Below are 26,958 nucleotides of genomic sequence, written 5' to 3' on the forward strand. Positions count from 1 at the left end.
AAAAGCTTAAAAGATATTTAGAAGTTTTTTGGACATCCGCTTAACGAAATCCTCCGCCACTTCCGCCTCCGAAAGCACCGCTTCCGCCACCAAAACTGGAAAAGCCGCCGCCTCCACCAGACATAGCGGAAATAAAGGTAGGTTGAGTGGCGATATAGTAATCTTGCCACATGATGTAACTCATTACATAGTAATCTTCAAAAGAAATTTCGGACGTTTGATACACAGAAAGCTCTCTGAATTTTGGATACACCTTCGCAAATTCTGCCTCGACTTCTTTGGCAATTCCTAAGAAAGCCGCTCCAATTAATAACTGATCCCAAATCGCTACTTCTGCCGCTCCTCGTTCATTTAAGAGAGAAAAATCTGTCAAATAATTGGCAAATTTCACCCAAAGATCCCTGGCCTGCATACCTTCTTCGGTCAATGGATCTGGAACATTTCGATTGGCTAAATCTAAATCACTTGGACATTCATTCACATACAGATGTTTATTCATCCAACCTGCTTCTTTGCATTGCTTCAGAGAATAGCTCTTTATCTTAGACATCACGCTTCGCCCCTCATCGTCCTCTTCACAGTAAGCCTTAAAAGCCTTATCCGTCAATCGGCCTTCCTGATCTGAAGCTTGGGAGAAAACCTGCCACAAAGGATAGCGAACATCTTCTGGATCCATCTCAAAATTCAAATTTACTTGAAAAATGAATTGCTTTTTAAGGGTTCCTTCCTTGGCTACTAAAGTTAACGCCCCTTGATGGACCAAACTAAGAATCATCGCCGTAAAACAATTAGCCTCTAATTTCTTTACAGACATAGCTTCTAAGAGACAATAGGCAGAAAATATATCCTTTGTCGGAAGTTGACGCTCATATTGCCCTTTATATTTTTTCTGAAGTTGAGAGAATTTCGGATACCATTTTTGGATAGCCTGCTTCACTTTTATCGACTGCCAAATCTTCCTGACGGCAACTACAAGAAGACAGATTCCACCTACTAATATTCCATATTTAAGTCTTTTCGGTAATTTCTTTCGAGGAAGTTTCCGAATATCCGAAGCGGCTTTAGTAGCATCGTAGTCTTCATAGTTATACTGACTTCCCCGAAAAGCTTCTTTGACATAATCATCAAAAGTTTTATCAGACATCCAGGTCGTTTTAAAGGTTCCTTCTGGCAAGCCGAGAAGAATAATACCTGAATTCTCTTTAGTCAAAGCTTTAGAACTCTTAGCGACTACCTGCCCTTCTACAAAATGAACCTCTCCTTGAAAGCCAAATGCCCATACCCGATTATTTTTTGCATCTAAGGGTCCCTTCGTCGAACGTATTCGAATTTGAATGCTTCTAGGCGGAGCAGACATTTGATCCGGAATAAATCGCCAATAAATCATCTGCTTGGTCTTGGTCTGCATCACAAAGTTGCTCACCCGATAAATCAAGCGATAGCGATGTCGCCCATATTGAGAAATCCCCCAGTTGAGTTCCTTATTTTCATTCCGTCCATAGCGATAGGCCTTCTCTTGAAAGTTTCCTTTAACTTTCCAATTTTTGGTTTCTTGAAAGGCCTGCCCGTCCATTTCCACTTGATAAGAAAGTAAAGACTGCTCTTTTTCTAATCGCAGTGGTTTATATAACTCCGTTCCCTTTTGAGCAGTCACCTCCCAATCTTCTGTAATGGTAGCTGTCCCATCTTCTTCTAGAACAGCTGACACATCAATCGAATGAATTTTCTGTTGACGATCAGCCTTTCCCTCTTCAAAAGGATTACAGAATAAAACAAGGATCCCCACCAAACAAAGAAAGATTCTTCTGAACCCTAGGTATTGTTTCAAGCGGGCCTTCTTTACCATTGGGGCATGTCCTTTTTAGATGAAGTTGCCTCAAAGTATTCCTCAGGATGGAAGCCTGTCATCCCTGCAATCAACGAATTCGGGAACACTTTAATAGAACGATTATACTTCGTCACCGTATCATTAAAAATCATCCGCGCTTGTCGAACATTATTCTCATAAGTATTCACACTCTCCATTGTTTTTTGGTAAAGATTATCTGCTTTGAGTTCAGGATAACGTTCCACTAAGAGCTGAACATTAGAAAGTGCTTTTTCAAAAAGCGCATCGTCTTGACTGACTTCTTTTACTTTAGCCTGACGAGTGAGTCCTTGCCGACTTTGAACCACTTCAACCAAAGTCTCTCTTTCGTGAGCTTGATAATTTTTAGTAGCTTGTATTAAGGAAGTGAGCGCATCCCACCGTGATTCTACTTGAGCTGCAATTTGTCCCATGGCATTTTGAACCATCTCTTTACTTTGAACAAATCGATTATAAGTACGAATACCAAAAGCTATCCCTGCAACAATAATGATTAAAATAATTCCTAAAATTTTCATTTTTTCGTCCTTTCTGATAAATCCTTCTGTTCATTCAAAGTTTCCACACTTAAAACTATTATTTGATGAGGACTAGCTTTAAAACGAACATTATATTCTCCATAAGTTAATCCATAAATTCTTTCCTGTTTTCTCTGATAGGCTGGTCGAGGGTCTTTAGCTAGAATTTCTTTCAAGGCTTCTAAATATTCTCCGTCTAATCCATCCCTCATCTCTTCAGGAATCGTCACCTGAACTTCTTCAAAAACATGGGTATCCACAAATCCAGATTTTGCCTCTAAAAATATATCGGCTTCTCCATCATAAGGCTTAATGTCATAAAGAGACGTTCCATCCACCATATCAATACCTGATACCCAGAGAACAGGAGATTGATCACCTTCCCATTCAATCTGATCTAATCTGACCGCAGATAAACCCAAACGGTTCGGACGAAAGGGAGACCGTGACGCAAAAACCCCTATTTTTTCATTACCTCCCAATCTAGGAGGACGGACAACCGGCTTAAAAACTGTTTCTTTCTTAATCTGAGAAAACTCCCAGATTAGCCATATATAATCAAACTTTTCCAACCCTCTGACTGCCTCTTTTCGGCGATAAGTCGGCTCAAAAATAATTTTCCCCTTAGAAAGTCTAGCCGCTTGTCCTTGGCGAGGAATCCCAAACTTTTCTTTAAAGGGAGTATAAATATGAGCGATCGGGTGAATTTCCATACTTTCCTCCTTCTTCACAGACTGCCTACCTCTCATTGAGGAAAGCAACTATGAAATGTTTTCATTTATTATAGCATAGCAAAGCTTTATTGACTAAAAAGCCACCTTCACCTCAAAGGGCGAAAGTGACTTTTTTCATTCTTTATTTTAATTTTATTGCTATTTGATAGCTTCCCATTGCCAATTTTCAACTTCCGGCATATCTGTTCCGTACTCATGAATGTAAGCGTGGTGTTCTTCTAACTTATCAGCCATTTCTTGGATAAAGTCTTGTGCTTCCTCTCCATAAACGACTTCTGCAACGTGTTGAGCCAAGTGGAAGCGATCTAATTCACTAAATACCCGCATATCAAATGGGGTCGTAATCGCCCCTTCTTCTCTATAACCATGTGGATAAAGTTGATGATTATGACGATCAAAGAAGATATCCTTCAAGAGACCTTCATAACCATGGAAGGCAAAGAATACAGGTTTATCGGTGGTAAAGATTTGATCAAATTCATCTTGGCTTAAACCACGAGGGTCTACTTCAGGGACTCTTAAGCGATAGAGATCCACAACATTAACAAAACGAATCTTCAAATCTTTAAAGGCTTTGGCTAAGTAAGAAATCGCGGCAATGGCTTCAAAGTTAGGTTCTGTTCCGGCAGCTGCAATAACAAGATCTGGTTCTTCTCCTGCTTCAACAGTAGAAGCCCAATCAACCACCTTATAGCCCTTGTTAACTAATTCTTCGGCTTCTTCTACAGAATAGAATTGTGGGCGAGGATGTTTAGAAGTTACGATATAGTTTACCAAATTTTCTGATTTCAAACATTTATCCATCACTGCTAAGAGAGAGTTAGTATCTGCAGGAAGATAAGCACGTACAAATTTCCCTGTTTTTTCAGATAAGTGAGTTAACAAACCTGGATCTTGGTGAGTATATCCATTGTGGTCTTGTTGGAAAACAGTGGAGCAAGAAATCAAGTTTAAGGATTGATATTTCTTATGCCAGCCATAGTGTGAAGCTTCCTTCAACCATTTGAAATGTTGGGTAATCATGGAATCTACAGTCCGTAAGAAAGCTTCATAAGAGGCAAAATAGCCATGACGTCCTGTTAAAACATAAGCTTCTAAGAAGCCTTCCATTTGGTGTTCAGATAATTGAGAATCAATCACTCGACCAGCAGGAGACATCCATTCATCATATTCTTCAGAGATAGGTTCCAACCATTGGCGTTTGGTGGCTTCAAAGATTTTGTTTAAGCGATTAGATTTGGATTCATCTGGACCAAATACTCGGAAATTATCTGGATTCTTTTTAATAACGTCACGAGTGTAGCCACCCATTTCAATCATATCTTGGGCTTTTTTCACACCAGGTGTTTCAAATTTAACCGCATAATCTTTCCAATTTGGTAAATCTAAAGGTTTAGGATCAAGACCCCCATTGGTTATTGGATTAGAAGACATTCTTTGATCGCCTTTTGGTGATAACTCAGCAATTTCAGCTTTTAAGCGTCCTTCTTCATCAAAGAGTTCTTCTGGATGGTAAGATTTCATCCAGTTGACTAAGACGTCCACATGTTCCATGTGTCCAGCATTTACTGGAATAGGCACTTGATGAGCACGGAAGCTTCCTTCAATGGCTTCTTCATCCCATTCTTTTGGCCCTGTCCAACCTTTTGGTGTACGGAAGAGAATCATTGGCCAGCTAGGCATAGTGGCTTGATCAGCCGTTTTCTTACGCGCTTCTATTTGAATGGCTTTAATTTTTTCAATAGCAGTATCCAAAACTTCTTTCATCATGAGATGAACTTTTTGTGGATCAGTGCCTTCAACCACCATTGGTTCCCATCCTAAGCCATGGAAGTATTCTTTTAAGGATTCGTTGGATTTCCTTTCTAAGATGGTTGGGTTTGATATCTTTCCACCATTTAAGTAAAGAACTGGTAAAACAGCTCCATCATTGACAGGATTAATAAAGGTATTAGATAACCAGGAAGTTGCTAGAGGACCAGTTTCAGACTCGCCATCCCCAATGACAGGAACGGCAATAACATCTGGGTTGTCCAAAATAGCTCCTGTCGCATGAGATAGAGAGTACCCTAATTCTCCCCCTTCATGAATGGAACCTGGAATTTGAGCGGTTGCGTGGGAACCGGATCCTCCTGGGAAGGAGAAGTATTTAAAGAATTTCTTCATACCTTCCTTATTTTGTGGACAATCTGGATATTTTTCAGTCCAAGATCCTTGTAAGTAAGCGTTGGTTTGCATGACTTGTCCACCATGCCCCGGTCCAGAAATATAGACCATATTTAAATCATATTTATTAATGGCCCGCAATAAGTGAGCATATACAAAATTTTGCCCGGCAATGGTTCCCCAATGGCCAATAGGCGTGATCTTGATGTCTTCTGGAGTGACATCTCTTTCTAAAAGAGGATTATCTCTTAAATACATTTGTCCTACAGACATATAGGTAGCTGCACGCCACCAAGCGTCTACTTTTTCTAAATATTCTTTTGAATCAAAATCCGTCATTTTTGTTTTCCTCCTTGTAAGCGAACACACATGAAATGCTTCTTTTTCACCTCATATGATAGCACGTTCACAATCTTTTGCAATAGAAAACAGCTATAAATCAATGCTTATAGTTCTTCTTGTGATTTTCATATGTTTAATGTAAATTTGTTCACACAAGGAATTAACTCTTTTCGGCTGTCTTTGAACGAACAAAATACAAACGAACAAATGATCATTTTCCGAATTTCTTTTATTTTCTCTTTATTTTTATCAATAATCACAAACTTTTCGACAAAAAAATCTCTTCCAAGTTTACCCCTTAGAAGAGACATTTCTAATTTTTTAACTTAAAATTTGCCATAAACGAAGAAACAAGACAATCAGATACAAGCCAAATCCTAAAATAAACATCCACCGCGAGATTTGATGGAGATAGTGACTAACCTTCTCTTTATGATCTATGGGCCAATTTTGATAAAGACCTACTAGTCCTACTAAACCTAACAAAATAAAATACACCGGTAATAAGGAAAAATAAAAGGTCAATTCAGTAATCATATGAATGCTTATCATAAAAATAGGATGTAAACAGTCAATAGCGGCTATCTTAATCAGGCTTTCTTCCGCAAACAATTTTCGAAAATATACGACTAATAATAATGCAAACATCGGCATCAAATAGATAATAAATTGTGACCAATGAAAAGGCATAAATCGGGTCCCCCTTAATCAATTCTTGTCTATTTTATCATATTCCTTTCCTTTCGTCTTTCTTTCCATAAACTTTTCTTCTTGATTCTTCGCCTTTTTACTGAAGGATTCCATTTTTTTAGATTTTGGAATATATTTAATTCATCTTTTTGTATAAAAGCCTTTTCAAAACATCAATCTTGTGGTTTAATGAATGATGTGCTGAATAAGCACTAATTATTTTTTCCCAACCATGTTCCTACCATTATTCTTATTGGGGAACAAACCGACTTGCTACTACACAACAAGTCGGTTTTTTGTTGAAAAAGAGGCTAATCTTACTTTTTGTTTATTTTTAGCTCTTAAAATACTATAATAGAAATGGAAGTAATTCTCTGTAATAAGAAAGAGAGGTGCCTTATGGGCCATCCAATCGAACAATTACTCTCCAATTCTCAACAACGACAACTCGTTATCTTACGTTATCTACTCAAACATCCTAACCGCCCTTTAAATCTACAAGATATCAAATCTTGTGCTGACTGCTCTACTCCTTCCTTAATTACCTACCTTACAGAACTCAAACATAAATTTTCTGAGCTTTTCAATCTTCAACTCACAACTAATATCGTTATTTTTAAAAATCCAAGTAATCTTTCTATGGATAGGTTCTATTATCTCTTCAAAAAAGAAAGTTTAAACCTTCTCCTATTAGAATATATTTTTCATCATGAAGACTGCCCCAGAAAAACGATTTGCGATCAACTTTTTATTAGTCGATCTACCTTTTATCGGGCGGTTCATTCTATTAACCTTTTCTTTGAAGAGTATTTTCCAACGCTTTCCTTAGAAAGTAGTCCTTGTCAGATTAAGGGGTTTGAAAAGATTATTCGTCAATTTTATTACACCTATTTTTCTTTCGGGCATGCAATCTTTAAATGGCCTTTGAAGAATTTGAGGCATCAACTTCCTACCGTTTACTCCGGTATTTGTCTCAAGTTATTCCCTTTCTCAGTTTATACAACAACCATCCCAATATTCAATTAAATCTCCTCAGTAGACTCGAAGACCCTTCTCTCCAAAAAGAAAAGGACTTTCTAGAAAATATCCTTCAAATTAATTTTGATTTGTCTACTATTGAACAGCTTTTATCGGGAATTATCGCAGAAAAACACTGCTGGAGTTCTCAAGCTATGCGCAACCCAACTCCATCTTTCACCTCAGCATGAACAAGCTTTTCAGCAATTTACAGACACCTTTATGCAGCTACTCTACCGCCACCAACTGGATACTCTGACCGATAAGCAATGGCAATTTCTTTTGCTAGTGATGTATAACGTCTGTGTTGAAAAAGACTTGTACCTTAATCTAGCTGCAAACTGTCCTTTTCTTCCTAAAGATTGGGAACAATTAGCTATGACTAAACGCTGGAACAGTTTTATTCCTGATTTTGTAGAAGAATTCAAAGAAGCTTGTCAAACCCTACAAATGGCTTTAAATGCCGAATGCGATCATCAAATCGTCTGTCAAATGGTTTATTACTTTTGCTTTTTATATCCTCTTATTTTCAAAGAAATGTATACCAAAATCGCTCGCCAAAAATTAGCTATTTTTTCACCAAGAATTTATGAAGCACACAAGCTAACTATGGAATTAAATGTTCTCTTTAATCCTTTTGCAGATATTCAAGTGATAGAAACACTCAATGAATTGACCACTCTCACCCAAAAACAAGCGGACATCTTAATTACCACTTACCCCGTTTTTGAAATTAATGGCATCATCATTCGTCAAATTGATCATCTTCTTACTTCTGAAGATATTATTTGGCTTTACAAAACTTTCCGAAATTTAAAATTTCATTTACCTCTTTCCTAAATCAAGAAAGGGCAAATAAAAGCAAGACAGAATAAATGAAATGCCCCCAAAAAGTTAGATTTTGGGAGCACTCCAAAAGATTATTCTGCCTTGCTTTTTGTTTTATTCATTGTCTACCAGATGACCACACGAGCTTCCGGCGCTAAATACATGCCATCACCTTCTTGGGTACCATAAGTTTCGTGGAAAGCCGCCAAATTCTTGACTTGCTGATTGGCCCGCCAATAATTAGGGGCATGAACATCAATCGCTAATAAAAGGGCTTGATACTGAGGACGTGCCTTCATACACCAAATCTTAGCCCAGTTATTAAAGAAGGCTTCCGGATCATAACTTTCTTCATGAGTCATTGCCTGATAAGCTGTCTGTAAACCACCTGCATCCGCAATATTTTCAGATACCGTTAACGTTCCATTCACTTGACCGTCTTCTCCTAGCGGCAATCCTTCAAATTGATCAATCATCGCTTGGCTCTTTTCTTTAAAGACTTCAAAGTCTTCGGGCTTCCACCAGTTATTAAGGTTCCCCTTTTCATCAAATTGTGCCCCGTTATTATCGAAAGCATGGGAAATTTCATGAGCAATTACGCCCCCAATACCACCGTAATTTTGGCTCCGCGTCTGCTTTAAGCTATAGAAAGGTGCCTGTAAAATTCCAGCTGGGAAACAAATTTTATTGCCAAAAGGATCGTAATAAGCATTCACCGTGTGCCCACTCATCTGCCATAAATTATGATCAACCTCTTGATTCCATTTCTTCAAATTATCCATCAAGCATAGCCGAGAAAAGCTCTGAACGTTGAGATACAGTGATTCACTCTCTTTCACTTTTAATTGTGAATAAACTTCTGGATAATCATCCGGATACCCCACCATCACTTGAATAGCATCTAGTTTGACACAAGCTTTTGCAATGGTTTCTTTAGATAACCAGGTATTTTTGGACAAGCGTTCTTTATATACGCCGATCATCTCTTGTACCATCTGAGCAATATCTTCACGCGCTTTCTCCCCAAAATACTTCTTACCGTAATAGCAACCAAATACTTGAGAGAAAGTATTTAAAGCGACATAGAAGGCATGTTTTTCTCGATCCATGGTTTGAGGATTCCCAGAAAGTGCTAAAGAATAAAGACTTCCTGTTTGCCGCAAATCTTCCGATAACAAAGAACAGGCATTCAAGGCCGTGGAAACGATTAGCCAAGCTTTAAAGGCTTCAAAATGTTCTTCATTGAAGAAAATCGCTAAGTTCTCAAAGTAACCAGGCTCTGTAACAATCACTTGCGGAACTTCTTGGCCGATCAAATCTTCGATCAACTTCTGAAGGTCAAATTGATCGTGATAAGCTTTGACATCTTGCATTTTTCTTGGATTGTAAGCCTTGGTATAATCCGCTAACTCTTCATTACTCTTAACATAAGGGACCATGGCTGCATCAAAGTCCACCGCCTTTTGGACAAGCGTATGAGCCTCTTCTTCTTCGATGTCTAATTTAACAAGGACTTGCTGAGCCATCTCTTTCCAAATAGCTAAGAGTTGAGGGCCTTGTTCATTCTCTGCTTCATAGTAAGTCTTATCTGGCAAAATAAGTCCTGGACGCGAAAGATATAAAGCGTATTTTTCAGTATTCTTCATATCTGCCCCATTTTCAAAGCTAAAGGCAAACGGATTCCCGTTAAGTAACCATTCCTTAGCAAATTCTTGTAAATCTAAGAATTTTTCTAAGGCTTGAATCTGAGCTAAATCTGACTGAACAGGCTGTCCGCCTTCTTGATCTAATCGCTCAAAGTCCATGGCCAAACGATATAACTTGATCATTTCTTCCTCTTCAGGTTTCGTCAAAGAAATGTTTCCTTGAGCCATCTCTGCCATATCTTTCATCGCTAATTTTTCGATACCTTCATTCAGGTCCATAAAACCTCCCGTAGAAGGTTTATCATCTGGAATAACGGCTGTTTTTAACCATTCCCCATTAACCGCTTGGTATAAATCTTGCTTAGCCTCTTGTAAATTAATCGTCATAAACTAGTCCTCCATCCCTTTATTTCTTACAGTCTATCAAAAAAGTAAAAAAAATACTACTTCTCCTTATCTTCTCCACTCATCTTAACCATTCTTCTTTTCAAACTTTCCCCTATTATTAAGATAGAAAATCAAACCGTTCATTCTACCTTTTTGTGGAAAATTCTTAATAAACTATTGAAAAATACAATGCCATCGACTAACATATAACTTAATACTCCACAACATACAAAAGGGGGAATCTCTATGTCTCAAAAAATTATTGGCATTACCTGCAGCAACAGCCCAGATCCTCATGAAACCTGGGATTTTTGTAAAATCTATGTGCCAAGTAGTTATATTGAAGGGATCAACCAAACAGAAGCTTTACCTTTTTTGATTCCTAGCCAAGAAGACCTTACCTTAGCGGAATCTTACGTTCAAAAAGTCGACGCTTTACTTTTTACAGGAGGACAAGATGTTCATCCTATGTTCTATGGACAAGATCCCCTTCCTGAATTACAAGGCTTTTCACAAATAAGGGATCGTTGGGAACAAACTCTCTTACAAGTAGCAATAGCTCAACATAAGCCTATTTTAGCAATCTGCCGAGGATTTCAAGCGATTAATGTGTTCTTAGGAGGAACGCTTTACCAAGACTTATCCTATTTTGAACATTCCAACCGTCCAAAAGTCCAGCACGTCCAAGATAACTATCAAATTATTTACCCTCACCACAGTCTCACCATCCAAAAACCTTCCGTTCTATACGATCTACTTGGCCAAGAGACTAGTCGCGTAAACTCCTGCCACCATCAAGGCATTAAAGACCTAGCTCCTGGCTTAAAAGCTATTGCCTGGTCAAGCGATGGCTTAATCGAAGCCTTCCAATCTTCAAAAGAATATCCGCCGATTCTAGGGGTACAATGGCATCCAGAAATGATGATTCAACATAATGATGAGATGCTTCCTCTTTTCCAATGGCTAGCGGATGTTTAGCTTTAAACTCTATCTATAAAAGAAAAAACGCACGCTCCTTTTACTTCAGGAGCGTGCATTTCTTTTGATTTATTTATTTCTTCTCATCCGGGATAACTTCCAGTAGCCAATTTTTATCTTCTGAAGAGCTGTTAAAATCTTCTGGATTGCCAATACCACCGTCATTCCGTCGGGTGATCTGACCAGATATTGGAGCTAAAATATCAGTCACTGCCTTGGCGGCTTCAAAGGAAACAAAGGGTTCTTCTTCCGTCAAACGATCGTCCACTAAGAAATTAGCAAAACTAATATCACCGAGTTCTTCTTGTCCTTGAGGAGATAATCCGATTCTTATCTTTCCATCCTTACTTTCTTTGATCCATAATTCATCTTGCTCAGCCATTTCGCTAATGCCCTCTTTCTATCCAAAATTTTAAATTTTCTTCACTGGCTCCTGCTGTACTCATCGTTCCATCTGTAATAAAAGGACGCTTCACCAATCTTCCTTCTTGATGGAGGAGGTCTAGGACTTCTTCCTCACTCATTTGGTCTAATTTATCTTTCAAATGTTCTTTGCGATAGATCTGCCCGGAAGTATTGACAATTTTTTTAATTTTATCCACACGCCCCAAAGCTTGTCTTAAAGCCTCAACACTCGGACTGATCGTTCGAATGTCTACAAATTCATAGGGAATGCCTGCTTCTTTTAAAGCTTTTTCTCCCTTACTGGACGTACTACACCGTTTAATGCCATACAAAGTGATCAATGGTTGCACCTCCACTCATCTTTCGAATCATTCGATTCAACCATTGCGATTGAATCTCTTGTTCACTTCGTTTCTGATTATATTGAATCGACAAAATAAATCCCATACAAAGCATGGTCGTCATCAAAGCTGATCCTCCTTGCGATAAGAAAGGAAGTGGAATCCCTGTTAGAGGAAGTAGCCCCGTAGACATACCAATATTTTCCACAATATGGAAAACTAACATCGAAACAATACCTGCTGTTCCAGCGATATAGAAAGAATCATACGATTCATAAGCTACCGCAATCATTTGAAACATCAAAATAAAATAGAAAAAGACAAGAAGAGACGCTCCTAAAAAGCCAAAATTTTCACCAACCGTAGTGAAAATCATATCGGACTCTCTGACAGGAACATACACTTCAAAATTTCCAAAACCCTTTCCAAACATACCACCAGATCCAATAGCTTTAATACTTTGACTCAATTGATAGGAATCGCGCCTAGTATTTTCAAAAGGAGCTAACCAAGAATCAATTCGGGCAAACTGATAATCTTGAAAGCCTAAATGGTACAGAAGATCACGATTATAGACCACCAAAAATAATAAAATGAGAAAGATCAAAGATAAAGTCAAAGCCACCGGCACAATAATCCGCCAATTAATGCCAGAGACAAATACCATGCCCACAAAAATCATCATAAACACTAAAGTAGTCCCAAAGTCATTTTGAATGAGAATTAATCCCGCAGGTACAATCGTCCAGCCTATCATTCGCCCAATAAATTTAAGGTCCCAGCGAATCTGTTCTTTAACCGGAAGATGCTCGTAATCCATCCTTTGAGAGCGTTGGGTATACTCAGAAATTAAACGGCCAATCATCAAAATATAGAAAAATTTCATGAGTTCAGAAGGCTGAAAGGATAAAGGCCCGATGGTAAACCAAGATTTGGCTCCGAACATGACATACTGTTGCCGATCATACAAGAACAGCACCAAAACCAATAAAACAATCCCTATTCCATATAAGACAGGGGCAAAGTGATAAATCGTTTTCCTATCGAGCTGCATCACCACAGACATACCTACAAAACCAACTATATACCAAATAAACTGCATAATAGTTGGGAAGATCCTTCCTCCACCAAATTGTAAATAGGTTGTTGAAAAAATAGTAACCAGACTCATTCCCATCAAACAAATAATCATCGCTAAAATGGTTCGATTAATCATGCGGGGCTGTTCCACTTGCTTCAGTCGTTGTTTTCGTGAACGCTCCATACTTATCCCTTCTTCCTTTTGCATCTTTTCCTATTATACCGAATTTCTAATTAAAATTTAAGGTGTCACCCTCTATTTATAGTAACTCCTCAAATTAAAAATCTATGCTAACCTCAACGCCATGCGTAAAAAATTAACATAGATCATTCTTCAGCTCAACAATATTTCTTAATGTAAGGTTTCCCACTGATCAGTCACCAAATTGAGAGAGGTTAACTGACGGGTCTTGTGATTGTAACGATAAATAGCCACCAAACTCGTTGATTCAGAATTCCCAGGAGATTGACGCCGAACCTCTACTTGATAAGTCGATTCGTCAACCGTAGCTGGTACAAAGATATAATCTTTTGATTTGTAAAGATTATCCGTTGCTTGATGAATTAACGGAGCCATTTCATCAATAATTTTTTTAGAACTATTTTTGGAACTTACTTTAACTTCAGCCGTTTTTTTAACTTCAGAATTCTCTTCGTCTGTCTTATCTTTCGACTTAGACTCAGAGGTTTTCTCTGAAGAAACTTGCGTCGTAGGATTTTCAGATTTTTCCTTCTTATAAGAAACATCTTCTGAGTGACAAGCCCCAAGTCCTAATAAGCTAATAGATAACAAACTTAACAGAAACCATTGCCTATTTTTTTTCATTAGAATTCCTCACATCCTAACTGTGTTAAACTTTTTATCACTCTTTAATTTTAGCATATTCCTTCTGTTAAAATTCGCTTATTACAAAATTTTAAATTTTCATAAGAAATACTGCTTGAAAAATAAAGCAATCACTCTCCCAATTCCCTAATTCTCGTTAGAAATGGATAGGTCTTGACCAATCTCCTGTTTCAAAGAAAGATAAGCTCATTTCCATTAAGTTTTTAATTGCCGAATAAGAAAATAGTTTCATTTCAAAACAGGCTTTCTAATTTATTTTATTTTTGCATAGCGAAAGATATTATCCGAATACAAACCCACACGTGTTAATAAAGTGTGCGTGAGTGCAGCAATTCCCAGAGGTATGCCCACATACACCCCACTTAAAATTCCTAACTTCACTAAGAATGGCCCCTCCATAAAAGAATACGATGTCATAGGACCAGACAAGCCGACGATACCAAATCCTGCTGATTGAGTACTCCCTTGAATATGAAACAAATAAGCAAATATCCCCACTACAGAAGCATTCAAAACAATGGGAAGTGTCATAATCAAATGGTCTAAATAGTTGGCCATAAAGAGTTTAGGCCCTGCAAATAACAAAGAAAAACTAATTCCTTTCGTGTTAACCCGACAAGATGCATAAAACAAAGTAAATAAAGACGCAACAATACCCAAACCTGCAGCCCCTGCTGCTAGATCAGTTAGGGAGATAGCGTAAGCAATAGCCACCGTAGAGAGTGGCGTCATAATGATTAAGGCAAAAGCTACCGCTATAACAATAGCCATTATCAGCGGCTGAACAGTTGTTAATTGCTTCACGCCTTGGCCTAAAAATCCAGTCAAAGCACTCACCTTGGGCAAACATAACCGCCCAATTCCTCCAGGAAGAATCCCTCCCAATAACGGAAGCAAAACAATATTCAAATCTTTATAGCGATTATTGTAGAGTTTGATGGCACAGACACTCACAGCAACCGTCAACATCGTATTGAGCAAATCTCCTGTTCCTTGAAGGATCCAACTTCCTCCTGAAAATTTTAAAATTCCACTTCCTATAAAACTAGATCCCACTAAAACAGCAGTTTCTATAGCACTTAATTGAAATTCAAGCGCTGTAAAATACCCCACCAAAAAAGGAACAGCAAATTGAAAAGCAACAACTACTCGTGCGAAAAAGCCTAATAACCCCGTTTCTCCTACATAAGGCGCAGTCACTGTTCCTAAAATAGCAGACGGAATAACTCCGACTACAGTTCCCATAGAAGCTCCTTGGAAAAATTTCATCATATTCCTCTTCCAGTGTTTACTCTTCATAACTCTTCCTCCTATTCTAAATAGTTAGGATTAAGTGTACGGGATGTTCTCTTTTTTGTAAAAGTTTTAAACCCTATCATCTTTGATCTTCATTTTAGATCAAAAAAAGCCTAAAGCTTTCTTCTCAACAATCCATTTTCAAAGACTGTCAAGCAATCCGCTTTAAGCTTTTCCATTTAGGATCAATAACCAATTATTAATCCCATTTTTCTTCTGTGCCTTCTGCCCATAGGAAATGATAAGTTCCTTCTTGGTCAGTACGCTTGTAAGTGTGTGCGCCAAAGTAGTCTCTTTGGGCTTGAATAATGTTAGCAGGTAAAGTTTCACTTCGATAAGAATCATAATAAGTCAAAGCACTCGTAAATCCACCCACTGGAATGCCCGCTTGAATAGCTGCACATGTCACATCTCGGGTAGATTGTTGATAAGAAGTCGCAATTTCATTGAAGTAATCATCGAAGAGAATGTTCTCTAAGTCTGGCTGACGATCATAAGCGGCCATAATCTTCTCTAAGAATTGAGCCCGAATAATGCAGCCTCCACGGAAGATAGCGGCAATTTCCTTATAATTTAACTGCCAACCGTATTTCTTACTTGCTTGGCGATATTGAACGAAGCCTTGAGCATAAGACATGAGTTTGGAGAAGTACAAAGCTTGGCGAATTTTTTCGATAAATGCAGCTTTTTCTTCCCCTGTATAAGTCTTATTTGGACCAGACAAACGGCTCGCAGCCCGTACCCGTTCCTCTTTCAAAGCAGAGATATAACGGGCAAATACAGAAGCCGTAATGGTTTGAAGAGGTACCCCTAAATCCAAAGCTTCTTGAGAAGTCCATTTCCCTGTTCCTTTATTCCCAGCAGCATCTAAAATCACATCAATCATAGGTTTCCCAGTTTGAGGGTCCACTTTAGTGAGGATTTCTGATGTAATCTCCATGAGATAGGAATCTAACTCACCTTGATTCCATTCCTTAAAGTAAGAGGCAATCTCTGGCGTCGTCAAGCCGAGATAATGGCGCATCAAAGCATAGGATTCAGCGATTAATTCCATATCGCCATATTCAATCCCGTTGTGAACCATTTTGACAAAGTGCCCTGCCCCATCTGTTCCAATGTGGGTCACGCAAGGTTTGCCATCACTTGGCGCTTTAGCAGCAATTGCTTCTAGGATATCTTTCATGGCTTCGTAAGCTTCTTCTTGGCCCCCTGGCATTAAAGCTGGTCCATGCAAAGCCCCTTCTTCTCCACCAGAAACACCCATTCCAATAAAATGAATGCCCGATTGTGCTAATTTTTCCGAACGACGGATGGTATCTTTAAAGTAAGTATTTCCTCCGTCAATCAAGATATCCCCCTTGTCAAGTAAAGGTAAAATCCGATCAATAAAAGAATCTGTAGCTTGTCCAGCCTTCACCATTAGCAAGATCCGACGTGGCTTTTCCAAAGATTCTACAAATTCTTCTAAGCTATAGGTAGGAAGCAATTGTTTATCTTGATGTTCTTTATAGACCGCTTCCATTTTTGAAGTCGTTCGATTAAAGATAGCCACCCGATAGCCTCTGCTCTCAATATTTAAAGCGAGGTTTTTCCCCATAACGGCCATTCCGATGACTCCGATTTGTGCTTTTCCCATGAATAGAATTCCTCCTCTTTTTTACATGATGTTCATTGATGAAACAGTCGTGTTCACTCATTCAATGCACTTTCTATCATATCAAAAAAATGAACTAAAAAAAAGACTCGCTCGCTCACTCTCTTAGAGTCTTGACAGTTTTGCGTCTGACTTTTCCTTAGGGCTTTCTCCTTTTTACATGGATTTCCTATAAAAAGAAATAGGTTTTGTGCTATAATAGCCCTTGTAAAACTATGTGAAGGAGTACAAAGATGTCAGATTGGAAAGAACAACGCGATAAAGCTTACAAAAAAGCTGAACGTAAAAAGAAACGGAGCAAGGTATACGGTAAAATATTTACCATTATCATGTTACTTGCTATGGTCAGCGGAGTAATCGTATCCTTCATTATCGCAATGACAGGATATTTCAAATAAAAACTATCGCTTACAGTAAAACAAAAGCGCACGTTTCCGTGCGCTTTTTACTTACCTTTTTTAAAGTAAGTCTTGATAAGTTTTTTCTTCTTTTTGAGGGAGAACGTGATCTATTTTCTCATAGCAAATATTTTCAACTGCACGTTCTACTAATCCTTCCACATCCATCCGCTCTTCATAAGCCAGACAGCGTTCAATCTTCGGACGGGTACTTGGGGAAGGTGGAGCAAAAACCGTACAACAATCTTCATAAGGTTCAATGGAGAGCTCGAAGGTATCGATTTGTTCCGCTAAAGCGATGATTTCCAACTTGTCCATCGTTACCACAGGACGAAGCACGGGCGTGGAGGTGACTGCATTAATAGCAAACATACTCTCTGGCGTTTGAGAAGCCACCTGCCCTAAAGATTCTCCGTTGATAATACAGTGGGCATGAAATTTTTCACGTAAGCGATCAGCCACTCTTAACATCATCCGCCGTGTAATCGTCATAAGATATTCACTCGGTACCTTTTCCTTAATTTCTTCTTGAATTTCAGTAAAAGGCACTTCAACAAAAGTGATCCAGCTTCCAAATTTCGTCAACTTCCCTGCCAAAGCCTTCGCCTTGTCCAAAGCTTGAGGACTGGTGTAAGGAGGAGAAGCAAAATGAATGGCCACCGGTCGAACGCCACGTTTCATCGCTAAGTAACCCGCTACCGGAGAATCAATTCCTCCAGATAACATCAAAATTCCTCTTGAGGAAGAACCAACAGGTAAGCCCCCAATGCCCTTGATCCAGTCCAAAGAGAGAACAAAGTCATCAAACCGTACTTTTACACGCACTGTTAAATCCGGATTTTTAACTTGAACCTTTAAATTTGGAAATTCTTCCAGTAAATAAGCCCCTAACTCCCGGTTAATATCATTGGTGTCCATCTCATAATGATGGTCGGATCTCGACGTCGCAACTTTAAAGGTTTGAATAGGATCCTTAACCATCCTTTCGGCAACGACTTCTTTAGCCACTTGCTTGAGTTGTTCAAAGTCTCTCTCCAACTCATAAGCTGGGCTATAGCTTTGAATACCAAACACATGCTGGAGTCTTTTTAAGACTTCTTCTTCATCTTTCTTGTCAACTTTGACGAACATAAAGTCAAAATACTCACTCACTTTAATATCCGACAAATCAGCAAGAACTTGTCGGATATTTTCCGCCAGCAAATGAATAAATTTTTTCTTATTTTTCCCTTTAACAGAGAGTTCGCCGTAGCGAATCATAATTTTTGTTTCCATAGGACCTCCTACTGAATGCGTTTAAATTTGTCCATTAATTGACGATACACTTCAATAAATTGCTTGGCTTCTTCCACCGTATTATTTTTACCAAAACTCAACCGAATCGCAAACCTTGCCCAAGTCCCGTCAATTCCCATTGCCTGAAGGGTCGAAGAGGAATGTCCCGTCTGTCTACTGGAACAAGCACTCGTGGTCGATACATAAATTTCTTTTTCTTCTAAGGCATGGACCATCACTTCTCCACGCACGCCCTTCAAGCCAAAACATAAGACATGATCAGAAGTCCCTTGGCTCGGTGAAAAAATCTTCACCCGATCTGGAAACTGTTGGAGAAACTCTCTCAAGACTTTTTGAATAGCTTGATGGCGTTGTTCCTCTTCTTTTGCCCCTTCTAAAGTCAACCTCAAGGCTTTAGCCATGGCAACGATCGCCGGAAGGTTCTCCGTCCCGCTCCGTCGACCGCTCTCTTGGCCGCCCCCTTCTAATAGATTTTGAATAGCACGGCCGCGCTTCTTATACATGATTCCAATTCCTCTCGGTCCATTAAACTTATGCGCAGATACCGAGAAAAGATCCACCCGTGGATGAATGAGAGGATAGTCATACTTTCCAATACTTTGAACGCCATCTACATGAAAATGAATGGTTGGATAGTCTTCCAATAAGTCTCCAATCGCTGAAATGGGTTGCTTAGTCCCAATCTCATTATTCACTGCCATGATAGACACCAAAATCGTATCCTCACGAATAGCCGCCTTCAGGTCTTCTACTGAGACTCTTCCTTCCTTATCAACAGGAAGATAAGTGACTTCAAAGCCTTCTTCTTCCAAATGCGACATGGTATGACGAACCGAAGGATGTTCTACAGAACTCGTAATAATATGCTTCCCACGTCCTTGCTTTTCATAAGCTGTCCCCTTGATCGCCCAATTATTCGATTCTGTTCCACCACTCGTTATAAAAATTTCTCCAGACTGGCACTGAAATAAATCTGCAATCTGTTGTCTTGCGTGATCTAATAAGTCATGAGCCTGATTTCCTAAGGCATGAAGGCTGGAAGGATTCCCATAATACTTCTCAGCGGTCACCATCATAGACTGCAAGGCGCTTGGATCTATCTTCGTGGTCGCTGAATTATCAAAATAAATCATTAGCTAACTTCTCTCCCTTTTAAATACCAAGAGGCCGGAGAAATCCCCAGCCTCTGTTTTGTTTACTTTTCTCGCTTACTCTCTAAATCAACCGGTTTTGTTTATCTTTTTGATACTGATTAACTACATTTTTAGAAGCCATTGGATCAATTTTATCAATAGCTTGACTCATCACTTGATAAGCCCCTGTGTAATCATAAGAATCGTAGAACAAATGATCTGCCCATTTGATGGCTTGATTAATCTCCGGATAGTCTGCTCTAAAACGATTGGCATATTGGATACTTTGTTCCGTCAAGAGGGCATGATCAATGAGCGTTTCAGTTTCTTGATCAAGGTCTTCCATTTGATCTGAAAGTTGCTGAATCATCTTATCAATCTCTACCATATCTAACTTGACCCGATTCATCTTACGTTCAAAATCATCCACAAGATCTTCCGTGGCGAAGAACTTATCCAGATATTCATCACTTAAGCCAGGCAAATGATAGTGACCTACCCGACGTTTCATGTTGCGAATATCCAAATGGAAAGCGTAAAGCGTCGAACGAGCTTCTTTTTCCTTTTGTTTTAATTCTACTAAAGTCGAAACAATATGGGACTGAGCCTTTTCAATAGAAGCGAGGTCCTCATAAGTGGTCTTGTAGACCTTTTCCATATCCGAATAAGCAATAGCATGCGCACCTAAACGTTGATTAACACTCTCTAACTTATCAGACAGGCGATCGAGGCGATCCGCAAAATCTTGCATTCTGCCTAATTCATTCTCATGTAACATGTAACTTTGAGAGACACGGTCAATTTCTAATGACCCATAGCGATTGCTTTGTTTAATCTGACTCAAGCGTTGTTGAAGACTCCCTTGATTCTTTTCAATGTAGTCCTTCGCGTCTAATTCCACTTGCATAAATTCATAGGTGCGGTCAATCTGCACTTCTGTTGCCGTTAACAACTGCTTAGCTTCCGTTAAATCCGCTTCACGAACAGCTTCCCTTGCCCGATCAATATTTTTTTCGACTTGTTTAATCTCATCTGGAATATGGACGTCTACTGGAAATTGAAAGGCCATTTCTTCCAACTGAGCATAACCCGAACGAATATCTTCAAGCTGCTCCATGTAGACATTCTCTATCTTTTCATATAGATTGGGGATTTCCTTCATCATAGCTTGTAAAGTCATAATGTCTTCATTGGTTTGATCCAAAATCTCATGAGCGCCCATGAAATCCCCATCATTCATCATGGCATTATACTTAGTAAAATCCAATTCAATATAAGAAAGATTCTTTTTCAAGACTTCCTGAGAATCTTCATAAGCGTAACCATGAGCTAATAACTGCTTACGGATCTCCGCATAAGCTTGATAAGTCTTTTGATAGTATTCTTCATTCTCATGTTCACTATCCAAGATTTCTTGTAAGACTTGATTGATCGCAGTAACTTCTTTGAAAGTCTCCTCAATCAGCGTTTCTGTCTTCTCTGCAGTCTGTCTTGCCTTTATAAGTGAAAATTTATCCGTGTCTGCTTGCGCTTGAACTAAGGCAGCCTCGATTTCTGGTAATTTGTACTGTTTTATTGTCTGCCATTTGGCTTGTTCAGCTTCAAACACCCGCTGTGTATTCCCACTTACATTTTTATTACGAATCGTATATAACTTATCCGCAACAGGAATGGCCATTATGTCTTGCTTCTTCTCATCCAGTTCGCTATTGATTTTCGTTTGCTTACGCCCTAGATAGTACAACAAACCGTAAGAAATCAAAATAATAACAATAATAATGATGAGAGCAATTATAAATCCCACTAGCACTCCTCCTTCTACCAGAAAATCATGGTTTCTATTTAGATTACGTTTAATTATACCACAATATAACGTAAGAAAAAACCATCTCAAGCCAATTATTGCTTGACTTGAAAGCTTTTTCAACCGATAAATAGGAAAATTTCCTCATCAAGAAATTTTCACTACTTTCATTTTATCTTGCTTATTTGAAACAAAGCTCAGATTATTTCCCTTGCTAAAAAATAAGCCCTCTAACATAAAACCATTGCGTTCTAAAAAATATTTCTATTTTTCCTCACTTATTCTATAATGTGGCTTCTAAACTTACACCTCTCAAAATAAGAGTTTGTCAACTGATTAAAAAATGAATTTCTCTCAATTTGTATGATAAAATAAAGCAGGATCTTCAATCATTGAGAGAAGCTTTAAATCTTCTAGAAAGGAGGAACTAATGGCAATTAAACCTAAGGATGCCATCATTGCGACACCTGCTATTATTTTATTTTATTTTGCTCTACATCTCATGGGGATCACCTGCCCGATCAAAGCTCTCACCGGGGTTTCCTGCCCTGGATGTGGAATGACCAGAGCCTGGTTAGCTATGATGAGAGGCGACCTTCACAGTGCCTTCCACTACCATCCTCTTTTTCTTCTGCCGGCGTTCGCTCTTCTTGTTTTCATTTATCGAAAACATATCCCTCAACGACTGCTCAAGGGAGGATGTGTCCTTTTTATTTTTTTATTTTTATTGGTTTATGTCCTCCGAATGATCGATCCTACTGATTCAATCGTTGTTTTCGAGCCTCAGCGCTCTCTTATTTATCAACTATTTCTCAAATTAAGCACAATTTTATAAAGAGGTGAATATCTGTATGTATTGTACACATTGCGGATCGTCACTCCATCAGGGAGATAACTTCTGTACTCACTGTGGGACGCCCGCTTCCAAAGAAAAAACAGTAACCCAACCTAAACATTCCGTTGAAAAAGCAGTGGCTCCCCCAACTCATCCATCACAAACTTCAACAGAAAATGTAAACACGGAACAAGCCCAAACCCCTCCGCAAACATCCCCACAAGGAAATACTGAAGAAGAACCAAAGGCAGAAAATTCAAAAACTACGACGAGCTCCCACTCGGCTTCAAGTACTAAAGAGCACCACATCCCCGTCTCCCTAGCAGAGAATACACCAATCAAAACCGTAGCTTTTGCCGCTATGGTAATCATCATTATCTTCGCTATTAAGCAATTTCCTAACCTATTCTTTGCTTTTAAAAATTTATTATTCATGGGGGGATTCTAATGTTTTATCTTATTCAAGCAATCATTCTCGCCTTATTGACTATTATTACTTTTGTCATGACTTTATTATTGGGAGTCGTTCTCTTTTGTATCTATCGGAGATGGAATCAAGGGAAAAATAAAGAACTCTTCAATGGCTTGCTTATTACCACGCTAGGAATTCTCTTAGTCGCTGTTTTAAAAAAGCTAATTCTCCATATCTTCCGTTTTTCATATTTTCCTTACGAAGTTTATCTCTTGAGATACTTATCGCTTCCAATTCTCGCTATTTTGATCACGGTTATTCTGTTTGGGCTCGCTCAAACCGCACACGATGACCTTTATGAATCCAATTATTTTAACCGGCTAAGTCAAAAAGAAGTTCTTCAAGCTGAATTTCAATCGACGATCAATGTTTACATGAAAGAAATCCAAAATCTCACCCATAACTATTTTAAACCCCACAATGAGAAGCAATACACTCGTACTCGCCCAAGTTATAACAAACCTTCCGGAGTAGCTTTCGCTCCAGGAAGCACACCTGCTTATCTCAATGATCATCGGTCCTTCTTTGTCTACCTATTACTTTCTATTCTGACCCTTGGTGTATATAACTTTTTCTATGTCTATGAAATGGCTCGTTCCGCCAACATCGCTTGTGCAGGCGACGGTGAACATACCACAGGTTTACTCTCATTTATCCTTCTCAACCTTATCACCTGTGGATTCTACAACTTCTACTGGCAATACGCCTTAGCCAACCGCCTCTCTTCCAATAGTCCTCGCTACGGCTATCCTATTCAGGAAAATGGAACCACTATTCTTTTATGGTTGCTCTTTGGTTCCTGGATATGTGGGATTGGTTTACTTATCGCTATTTACTTACAAATCAAAAACATGAATATAATTTGTGCAGGTTATAACCAAGCTGTAGCTAACCACTACCAACAACAATAGTCGAATGGAATAACTTACTCCCCAAAAGGGCGCTGCTATAGCGTCCTTTTTGTTTAATTACTTTGTACAAATTCCAGTGAATCATTTATACAAAAAAGCCAACCTAAAATAGGCTGACTTTCTCATAAAGTATGAAAATCTTATCTCTTCTTTTTCTTCAATGAAAAGACACATAATCCACTTATTAACAGAAGCGGTCCTAAGCTCATTGGAACTTCTCCCATTAAGGTATGTGGTAAGCTCTTTGCTTTGAATGAAGTTGTTCCCTCTGTTGATGGCCTTGCGTCTTGCTGTAATTGCGGTGTTGGCTGTGGCTGTGACTGGGGTTCTAACTCCGGTTGCAGTTGTGTCTCTGGCTCTGGCTGTGGCTGTGGTTGTGGCATTGGCTGCGGTTCTAGTCCCGGCTGTGGCATCGGGACTGGCTGTGGTTGTGGTTGAGGCTGTAGATCTGGATGGTGTCCTTCAGGAAGTGCAGGTTGAGTCCAAGGTTCGCCGTGCTTGTGCTGTGGCTGTGGCTTCGGCTTCGGTTTCGCTGTCACGGTAACGGTGGCTGTTTTCGTCACCTTGGCCCCCTGTTTGTCCGTCAAAGTGAATGTAATCTTGTAGGTCCCGACCGTTGTTGAATCAAAGCCACCATCCTTGATCTGAACCTTAGCCTTGAGATCGCCATCCTCCGCATCGCTCGCTGTTGTGACCAGGCTCGTGAGATCCAGGCTTTCGCCCTCCGTGATCGTTTTATCCGTGACCTTCAACACTGGCGATGCGTTGAGTACGGACTGCTGCAGATCGTAAATCGCATAGACGGTCATGTTCCCCTGCACTGCCGTCGACCCGTCAAAGGTTGTCCCCTTACCGTCCGCCTGCGTGTTCCATTCCTTGAACAGGTAGCCGTCTTTGGATGCGTTAGCTGGCATTTTTTGATCAGCTAGGCTGTCGCTATTGATGGACTTACCGATTTCGACCTGAACCGTAGCGTAAGGCTGACCGTCATTCATGAAGGTGACCGCAAGATTTGGTCCTTTCAAATAGCGGAAAGCAGTATCTGGATAACTGGCTACATCCTTTTGACCATCAGAGGCATCACTCATCTTATAAGGCTCCTTAGCCCCTTTGTTCGTATATGATGGGTAGGTTACCTTCGACTCATCATTAAAAATGGCTTTACCTGCTGACGCATAATAGCGGCCCACACCAATGGCTTCATTCTGCTTCCCTAAATCAGGTTCAAGGATAAGCGGAGAAACCAGAACGATCGCAGTTCCTTTCTTAGCATAGAAAGCACCACCTTTGATCGTCGGCAGTTGTCCTTTCTTTGTCTTGCTGCTGCAAGCAATGGCATTAGTCTCGCCATCGAATATACCGCCTGAAATGGTATCAACGACGCCAGCGTTCATCAAACCATGCTTTTTCCCCTTGAAACTGCCTCCCGTAATCTCTTCGATGTGACCTTTGAAGTGAGTCCCCCACGTTTTTTCCTTCATTTGTGAATAATCAACATTTTGCAGGCCATCAAAATTCTGTCCTGTATAGGTTCCACCGGAGATTTTTTTGATCGTCCCAGCATTCCAGATACCAACATTCCGCCCTGTTGCTACAACATTACCCGAAATTTCGCCTACCTCGGAGTTTTGCGTGAAATACAGTCCAGCATTGCCCGTTTCACCGTCAATACTTGAAAAATTACCGCCCGTAATCGACTGGATCTTAGCCATCTGTTTGGGATCACTGCCAACGGATAAAATCCCATTAGTTCCCGTAAAGGTACCACCAGTAATTTTATCTACCACAACTGGTGAACTCCCGTTCCTACCATATAAAACCAGTCCAGAGCAGAAAGGTATTGCCCCACTATACATGGTTGAATGTGCTTTCGGATATAAACTGGTAAAGGTCCCTGCTGAGATTTCCCCGATGCTGGCTCCGCTTTCCAACTGTACAGCCCCAAAGTGATAGGAGGTAAAAGTGCCTCCAGAAATACTATCTACTCTCGCTTTATTCTCAATTTTAAAACATGGAGAAGATACTCCGGTCCAATCTGACTGTTCAAAAGTTCCACCCGTTATTTTGGTGATTTTTGTATTCTCATCACTAACATTAAAAACAACACGCGTTCCTTTATAGGTGCCTCCAGAAATTTCAGAGACCTGAGCTTTGTCTTGGATTGTGACGATAGTATCATTATTAAAAGCGGCTGTAGCGCCCGTGGCAGGATTTTCGACAACACCACCCTTAAATTCTGCTGAACTTTCTTTACCGGAAATACCAACAATGCTGTTATTTACTTTTGGAAACTTGTTGCTATCACATGATAAGTTAGAATTAATTCTTGCCCCATCTTGTAACACAAGCTTGCCCTTCGTGACATAAACATGCACTTCGTCAAGCAATAACTCGCTGGTGGTGCCATCTCCCAACGTTAATGTTTTTCCACTATCCACCTGCAGAGATAAAGCTTCTGCACTCTTACTTGCTGTACCGGTTCGGTGTACCTTGTCAGTGGATAACATGGCACCTTGAGAACCTGCTTTTAAGGTAATGCTTTTATTGATCGGCACATCGTTATGTAATTCAACCTTGCCATGGACTTCAAGAACCGCACCGTCCTTAGCCTCCTTGAGAGCATCTTCAAGTGTCGCATAGTTTTTCTCGGATCCTTGTATCGTGATATGACCCGACTCTTGAGTGGCAGGAGTGGGGGGTATCACTTCTCGCAACTGTGCAGTAACTTGAAGTGAAGCAGCTTTTTTCTTTTTATCTCCTGATCTATTTTGTCCCTTCTCATTTTTTACGGGAGTTAGAACAAACTTTAACGGAGTTCCTTTTTTAGGAGACTGAGGCGTTTGAAGAGGCGAAGAGCTAGTAGCAAGATCAGCCACAATCAGACGCTCCCCAGTGAGTTTCTGATCTACATTCTTTGGCAAACTTTGTGCTTGGACAATTTGTGGTACTGCAAGCGGTGTAGCAATAAGTGTCAACAAAATAACTTTATTTATATTTTCCATTTTACAGCTCCTCTTTCTCTAAGCGCTGAATTGCTAAACAAAAAAGCAGAGTAAAAAGCCTAAACATTAGGCCAATTGCTCTGCCACATATAAAAAGGACACGGCAAAAAAGACAATCTTAGTCCTATCTGTCTGTCTGTCTGTCTGTCTGTCTGTCTGTCTGTCTGTCTGTCATTATGCTTAAAGCTCCCACAATTTGTCAACCTTTTTTATAAAAATACTTTATTCTATTTTACCATAATGGTTGCATGGATGCTAGCGCTTTCAGGCTTTTGCTTTTAATTTGAACAATCAGCTAATTAGCCGTCCTT

General features: G+C 39.5%; 23 protein-coding genes. 7 read left to right on the forward strand and 16 right to left on the reverse strand.

Features of this window, described 5'->3' with window-relative positions:
• Positions 1-40 precede the first annotated feature (40 nt).
• The 5 genes from AWM71_RS00655 to AWM71_RS00675 form a co-directional block, all read right to left on the reverse strand.
• Positions 41-1,846, reverse strand: a complete 1,806-nt coding sequence (locus AWM71_RS00655) for a DUF2207 family protein (RefSeq protein WP_060776202.1) — start codon at positions 1,844-1,846, stop codon at positions 41-43.
• Positions 1,840-2,385: a LemA family protein gene (locus AWM71_RS00660; RefSeq protein ID WP_060776203.1), complete on the reverse strand. Its 546-nt coding sequence runs from the start codon at positions 2,383-2,385 to the stop codon at positions 1,840-1,842. Before AWM71_RS00660 ends, AWM71_RS00655 begins: the two co-directional genes overlap by 7 nt.
• Positions 2,382-3,098, reverse strand: coding sequence for a tRNA (N6-threonylcarbamoyladenosine(37)-N6)-methyltransferase TrmO (tsaA, locus tag AWM71_RS00665; protein ID WP_060776204.1), 717 nt, complete (start codon positions 3,096-3,098; stop codon positions 2,382-2,384). Before tsaA ends, AWM71_RS00660 begins: the two co-directional genes overlap by 4 nt.
• A gap of 159 nt (positions 3,099-3,257) precedes the next feature.
• Positions 3,258-5,624 (reverse strand): phosphoketolase family protein, encoded by a 2,367-nt coding sequence (locus AWM71_RS00670; RefSeq protein WP_060776205.1) that lies wholly within the window; start codon positions 5,622-5,624, stop codon positions 3,258-3,260.
• Between the two features lie 324 nt (positions 5,625-5,948).
• Positions 5,949-6,317, reverse strand: coding sequence for a DUF3397 family protein (locus AWM71_RS00675; protein WP_060776206.1), 369 nt, complete (start codon positions 6,315-6,317; stop codon positions 5,949-5,951).
• Positions 6,318-6,716: 399 nt separating this feature from the next.
• Between AWM71_RS00675 and AWM71_RS00680 the strand changes: the two genes are divergently transcribed.
• Both AWM71_RS00680 and AWM71_RS00685 read left to right on the forward strand, forming a co-directional pair.
• A complete protein-coding gene (locus tag AWM71_RS00680; RefSeq protein WP_060776207.1) occupies positions 6,717-7,343 on the forward strand; it encodes a helix-turn-helix domain-containing protein in 627 nt (208 codons plus the stop codon).
• Positions 7,344-7,433: 90 nt separating this feature from the next.
• Complete coding sequence (locus AWM71_RS00685) at positions 7,434-8,174, forward strand: hypothetical protein (protein ID WP_060776208.1); 741 nt, start codon at positions 7,434-7,436, stop codon at positions 8,172-8,174.
• Positions 8,175-8,287: 113 nt separating this feature from the next.
• Here AWM71_RS00685 and AWM71_RS00690 read toward each other — a convergent pair whose 3' ends face one another.
• Positions 8,288-10,195 carry a M13 family metallopeptidase gene (locus AWM71_RS00690; protein WP_060776209.1) on the reverse strand — a complete coding sequence of 636 codons (1,908 nt, stop codon included), beginning with the start codon at positions 10,193-10,195 and terminating at the stop codon, positions 8,288-8,290.
• 246 nt (positions 10,196-10,441) lie between these two features.
• On the opposite strand from AWM71_RS00690, the gene AWM71_RS00695 reads away from it, so the two are divergent.
• Positions 10,442-11,173 carry a gamma-glutamyl-gamma-aminobutyrate hydrolase family protein gene (locus AWM71_RS00695; RefSeq protein ID WP_060776210.1) on the forward strand — a complete coding sequence of 244 codons (732 nt, stop codon included), beginning with the start codon at positions 10,442-10,444 and terminating at the stop codon, positions 11,171-11,173.
• Positions 11,174-11,246: 73 nt separating this feature from the next.
• Here the strand turns inward: AWM71_RS00695 and AWM71_RS00700 are convergent, their stop codons facing one another.
• The 6 genes from AWM71_RS00700 to gndA form a co-directional block, all read right to left on the reverse strand.
• Complete coding sequence (locus tag AWM71_RS00700) at positions 11,247-11,555, reverse strand: glycine cleavage system H family protein (RefSeq protein WP_060776211.1); 309 nt, start codon at positions 11,553-11,555, stop codon at positions 11,247-11,249.
• A gap of 4 nt (positions 11,556-11,559) precedes the next feature.
• A complete protein-coding gene (locus AWM71_RS00705) occupies positions 11,560-11,928 on the reverse strand; it encodes an ArsC/Spx/MgsR family protein (RefSeq protein WP_158320024.1) in 369 nt (122 codons plus the stop codon).
• Positions 11,897-13,183 carry an FtsW/RodA/SpoVE family cell cycle protein gene (locus tag AWM71_RS00710; protein ID WP_082632775.1) on the reverse strand — a complete coding sequence of 429 codons (1,287 nt, stop codon included), beginning with the start codon at positions 13,181-13,183 and terminating at the stop codon, positions 11,897-11,899. Before AWM71_RS00710 ends, AWM71_RS00705 begins: the two co-directional genes overlap by 32 nt.
• A gap of 168 nt (positions 13,184-13,351) precedes the next feature.
• Positions 13,352-13,825 carry a hypothetical protein gene (locus tag AWM71_RS00715; RefSeq protein ID WP_060776213.1) on the reverse strand — a complete coding sequence of 158 codons (474 nt, stop codon included), beginning with the start codon at positions 13,823-13,825 and terminating at the stop codon, positions 13,352-13,354.
• A gap of 273 nt (positions 13,826-14,098) precedes the next feature.
• Positions 14,099-15,145 carry a PTS sugar transporter subunit IIC gene (locus AWM71_RS00720; RefSeq protein WP_060776214.1) on the reverse strand — a complete coding sequence of 349 codons (1,047 nt, stop codon included), beginning with the start codon at positions 15,143-15,145 and terminating at the stop codon, positions 14,099-14,101.
• Positions 15,146-15,341: 196 nt separating this feature from the next.
• On the reverse strand, positions 15,342-16,778 hold the full coding sequence (gndA, locus tag AWM71_RS00725; protein ID WP_060776215.1) for an NADP-dependent phosphogluconate dehydrogenase: 1,437 nt from the start codon (positions 16,776-16,778) through the stop codon (positions 15,342-15,344).
• Between the two features lie 251 nt (positions 16,779-17,029).
• On the opposite strand from gndA, the gene AWM71_RS00730 reads away from it, so the two are divergent.
• The gene (locus tag AWM71_RS00730; RefSeq protein ID WP_060776216.1) at positions 17,030-17,194 is read left to right on the forward strand and encodes a hypothetical protein; all 165 of its coding nucleotides are present in this window, start codon (positions 17,030-17,032) and stop codon (positions 17,192-17,194) included.
• A 60-nt stretch (positions 17,195-17,254) separates the two neighbouring features.
• On the opposite strand, the gene thiI is transcribed toward AWM71_RS00730, so the two are convergent.
• The 3 genes from thiI to AWM71_RS00745 all read right to left on the reverse strand — a co-directional run bounded on the left by thiI (position 17,255) and on the right by AWM71_RS00745 (position 21,427).
• Positions 17,255-18,469 (reverse strand): tRNA uracil 4-sulfurtransferase ThiI, encoded by a 1,215-nt coding sequence (thiI, locus tag AWM71_RS00735; protein WP_060776217.1) that lies wholly within the window; start codon positions 18,467-18,469, stop codon positions 17,255-17,257.
• 8 nt (positions 18,470-18,477) lie between these two features.
• Complete coding sequence (locus AWM71_RS00740) at positions 18,478-19,623, reverse strand: cysteine desulfurase family protein (protein WP_060776218.1); 1,146 nt, start codon at positions 19,621-19,623, stop codon at positions 18,478-18,480.
• A gap of 82 nt (positions 19,624-19,705) precedes the next feature.
• Positions 19,706-21,427 carry a septation ring formation regulator EzrA gene (locus AWM71_RS00745; protein WP_060776219.1) on the reverse strand — a complete coding sequence of 574 codons (1,722 nt, stop codon included), beginning with the start codon at positions 21,425-21,427 and terminating at the stop codon, positions 19,706-19,708.
• A gap of 430 nt (positions 21,428-21,857) precedes the next feature.
• Here AWM71_RS00745 and AWM71_RS00750 point away from each other — a divergent pair, with 430 nt between their 5' ends.
• From AWM71_RS00750 to AWM71_RS00760, 3 genes are read left to right on the forward strand one after another with little or no spacing between them, the layout of a single operon-like run.
• Positions 21,858-22,262 (forward strand): DUF2752 domain-containing protein, encoded by a 405-nt coding sequence (locus tag AWM71_RS00750; protein ID WP_060776220.1) that lies wholly within the window; start codon positions 21,858-21,860, stop codon positions 22,260-22,262.
• A 16-nt stretch (positions 22,263-22,278) separates the two neighbouring features.
• A complete protein-coding gene (locus AWM71_RS00755) occupies positions 22,279-22,710 on the forward strand; it encodes a zinc-ribbon domain-containing protein (protein WP_060776221.1) in 432 nt (143 codons plus the stop codon).
• Positions 22,710-23,645, forward strand: a complete 936-nt coding sequence (locus AWM71_RS00760) for a DUF4234 domain-containing protein (RefSeq protein ID WP_060776222.1) — start codon at positions 22,710-22,712, stop codon at positions 23,643-23,645. Before AWM71_RS00755 ends, AWM71_RS00760 begins: the two co-directional genes overlap by 1 nt.
• Positions 23,646-23,785: 140 nt before the next feature.
• On the opposite strand, the gene AWM71_RS08220 is transcribed toward AWM71_RS00760, so the two are convergent.
• Complete coding sequence (locus AWM71_RS08220; protein ID WP_060776223.1) at positions 23,786-26,647, reverse strand: InlB B-repeat-containing protein; 2,862 nt, start codon at positions 26,645-26,647, stop codon at positions 23,786-23,788.
• Between the last annotated feature and the right edge of the window lie 311 nt (positions 26,648-26,958).

It is taken from the genome of Aerococcus christensenii (genome assembly GCF_001543105.1).
Taxonomy (GTDB): domain Bacteria; phylum Bacillota; class Bacilli; order Lactobacillales; family Aerococcaceae; genus Aerococcus; species Aerococcus christensenii.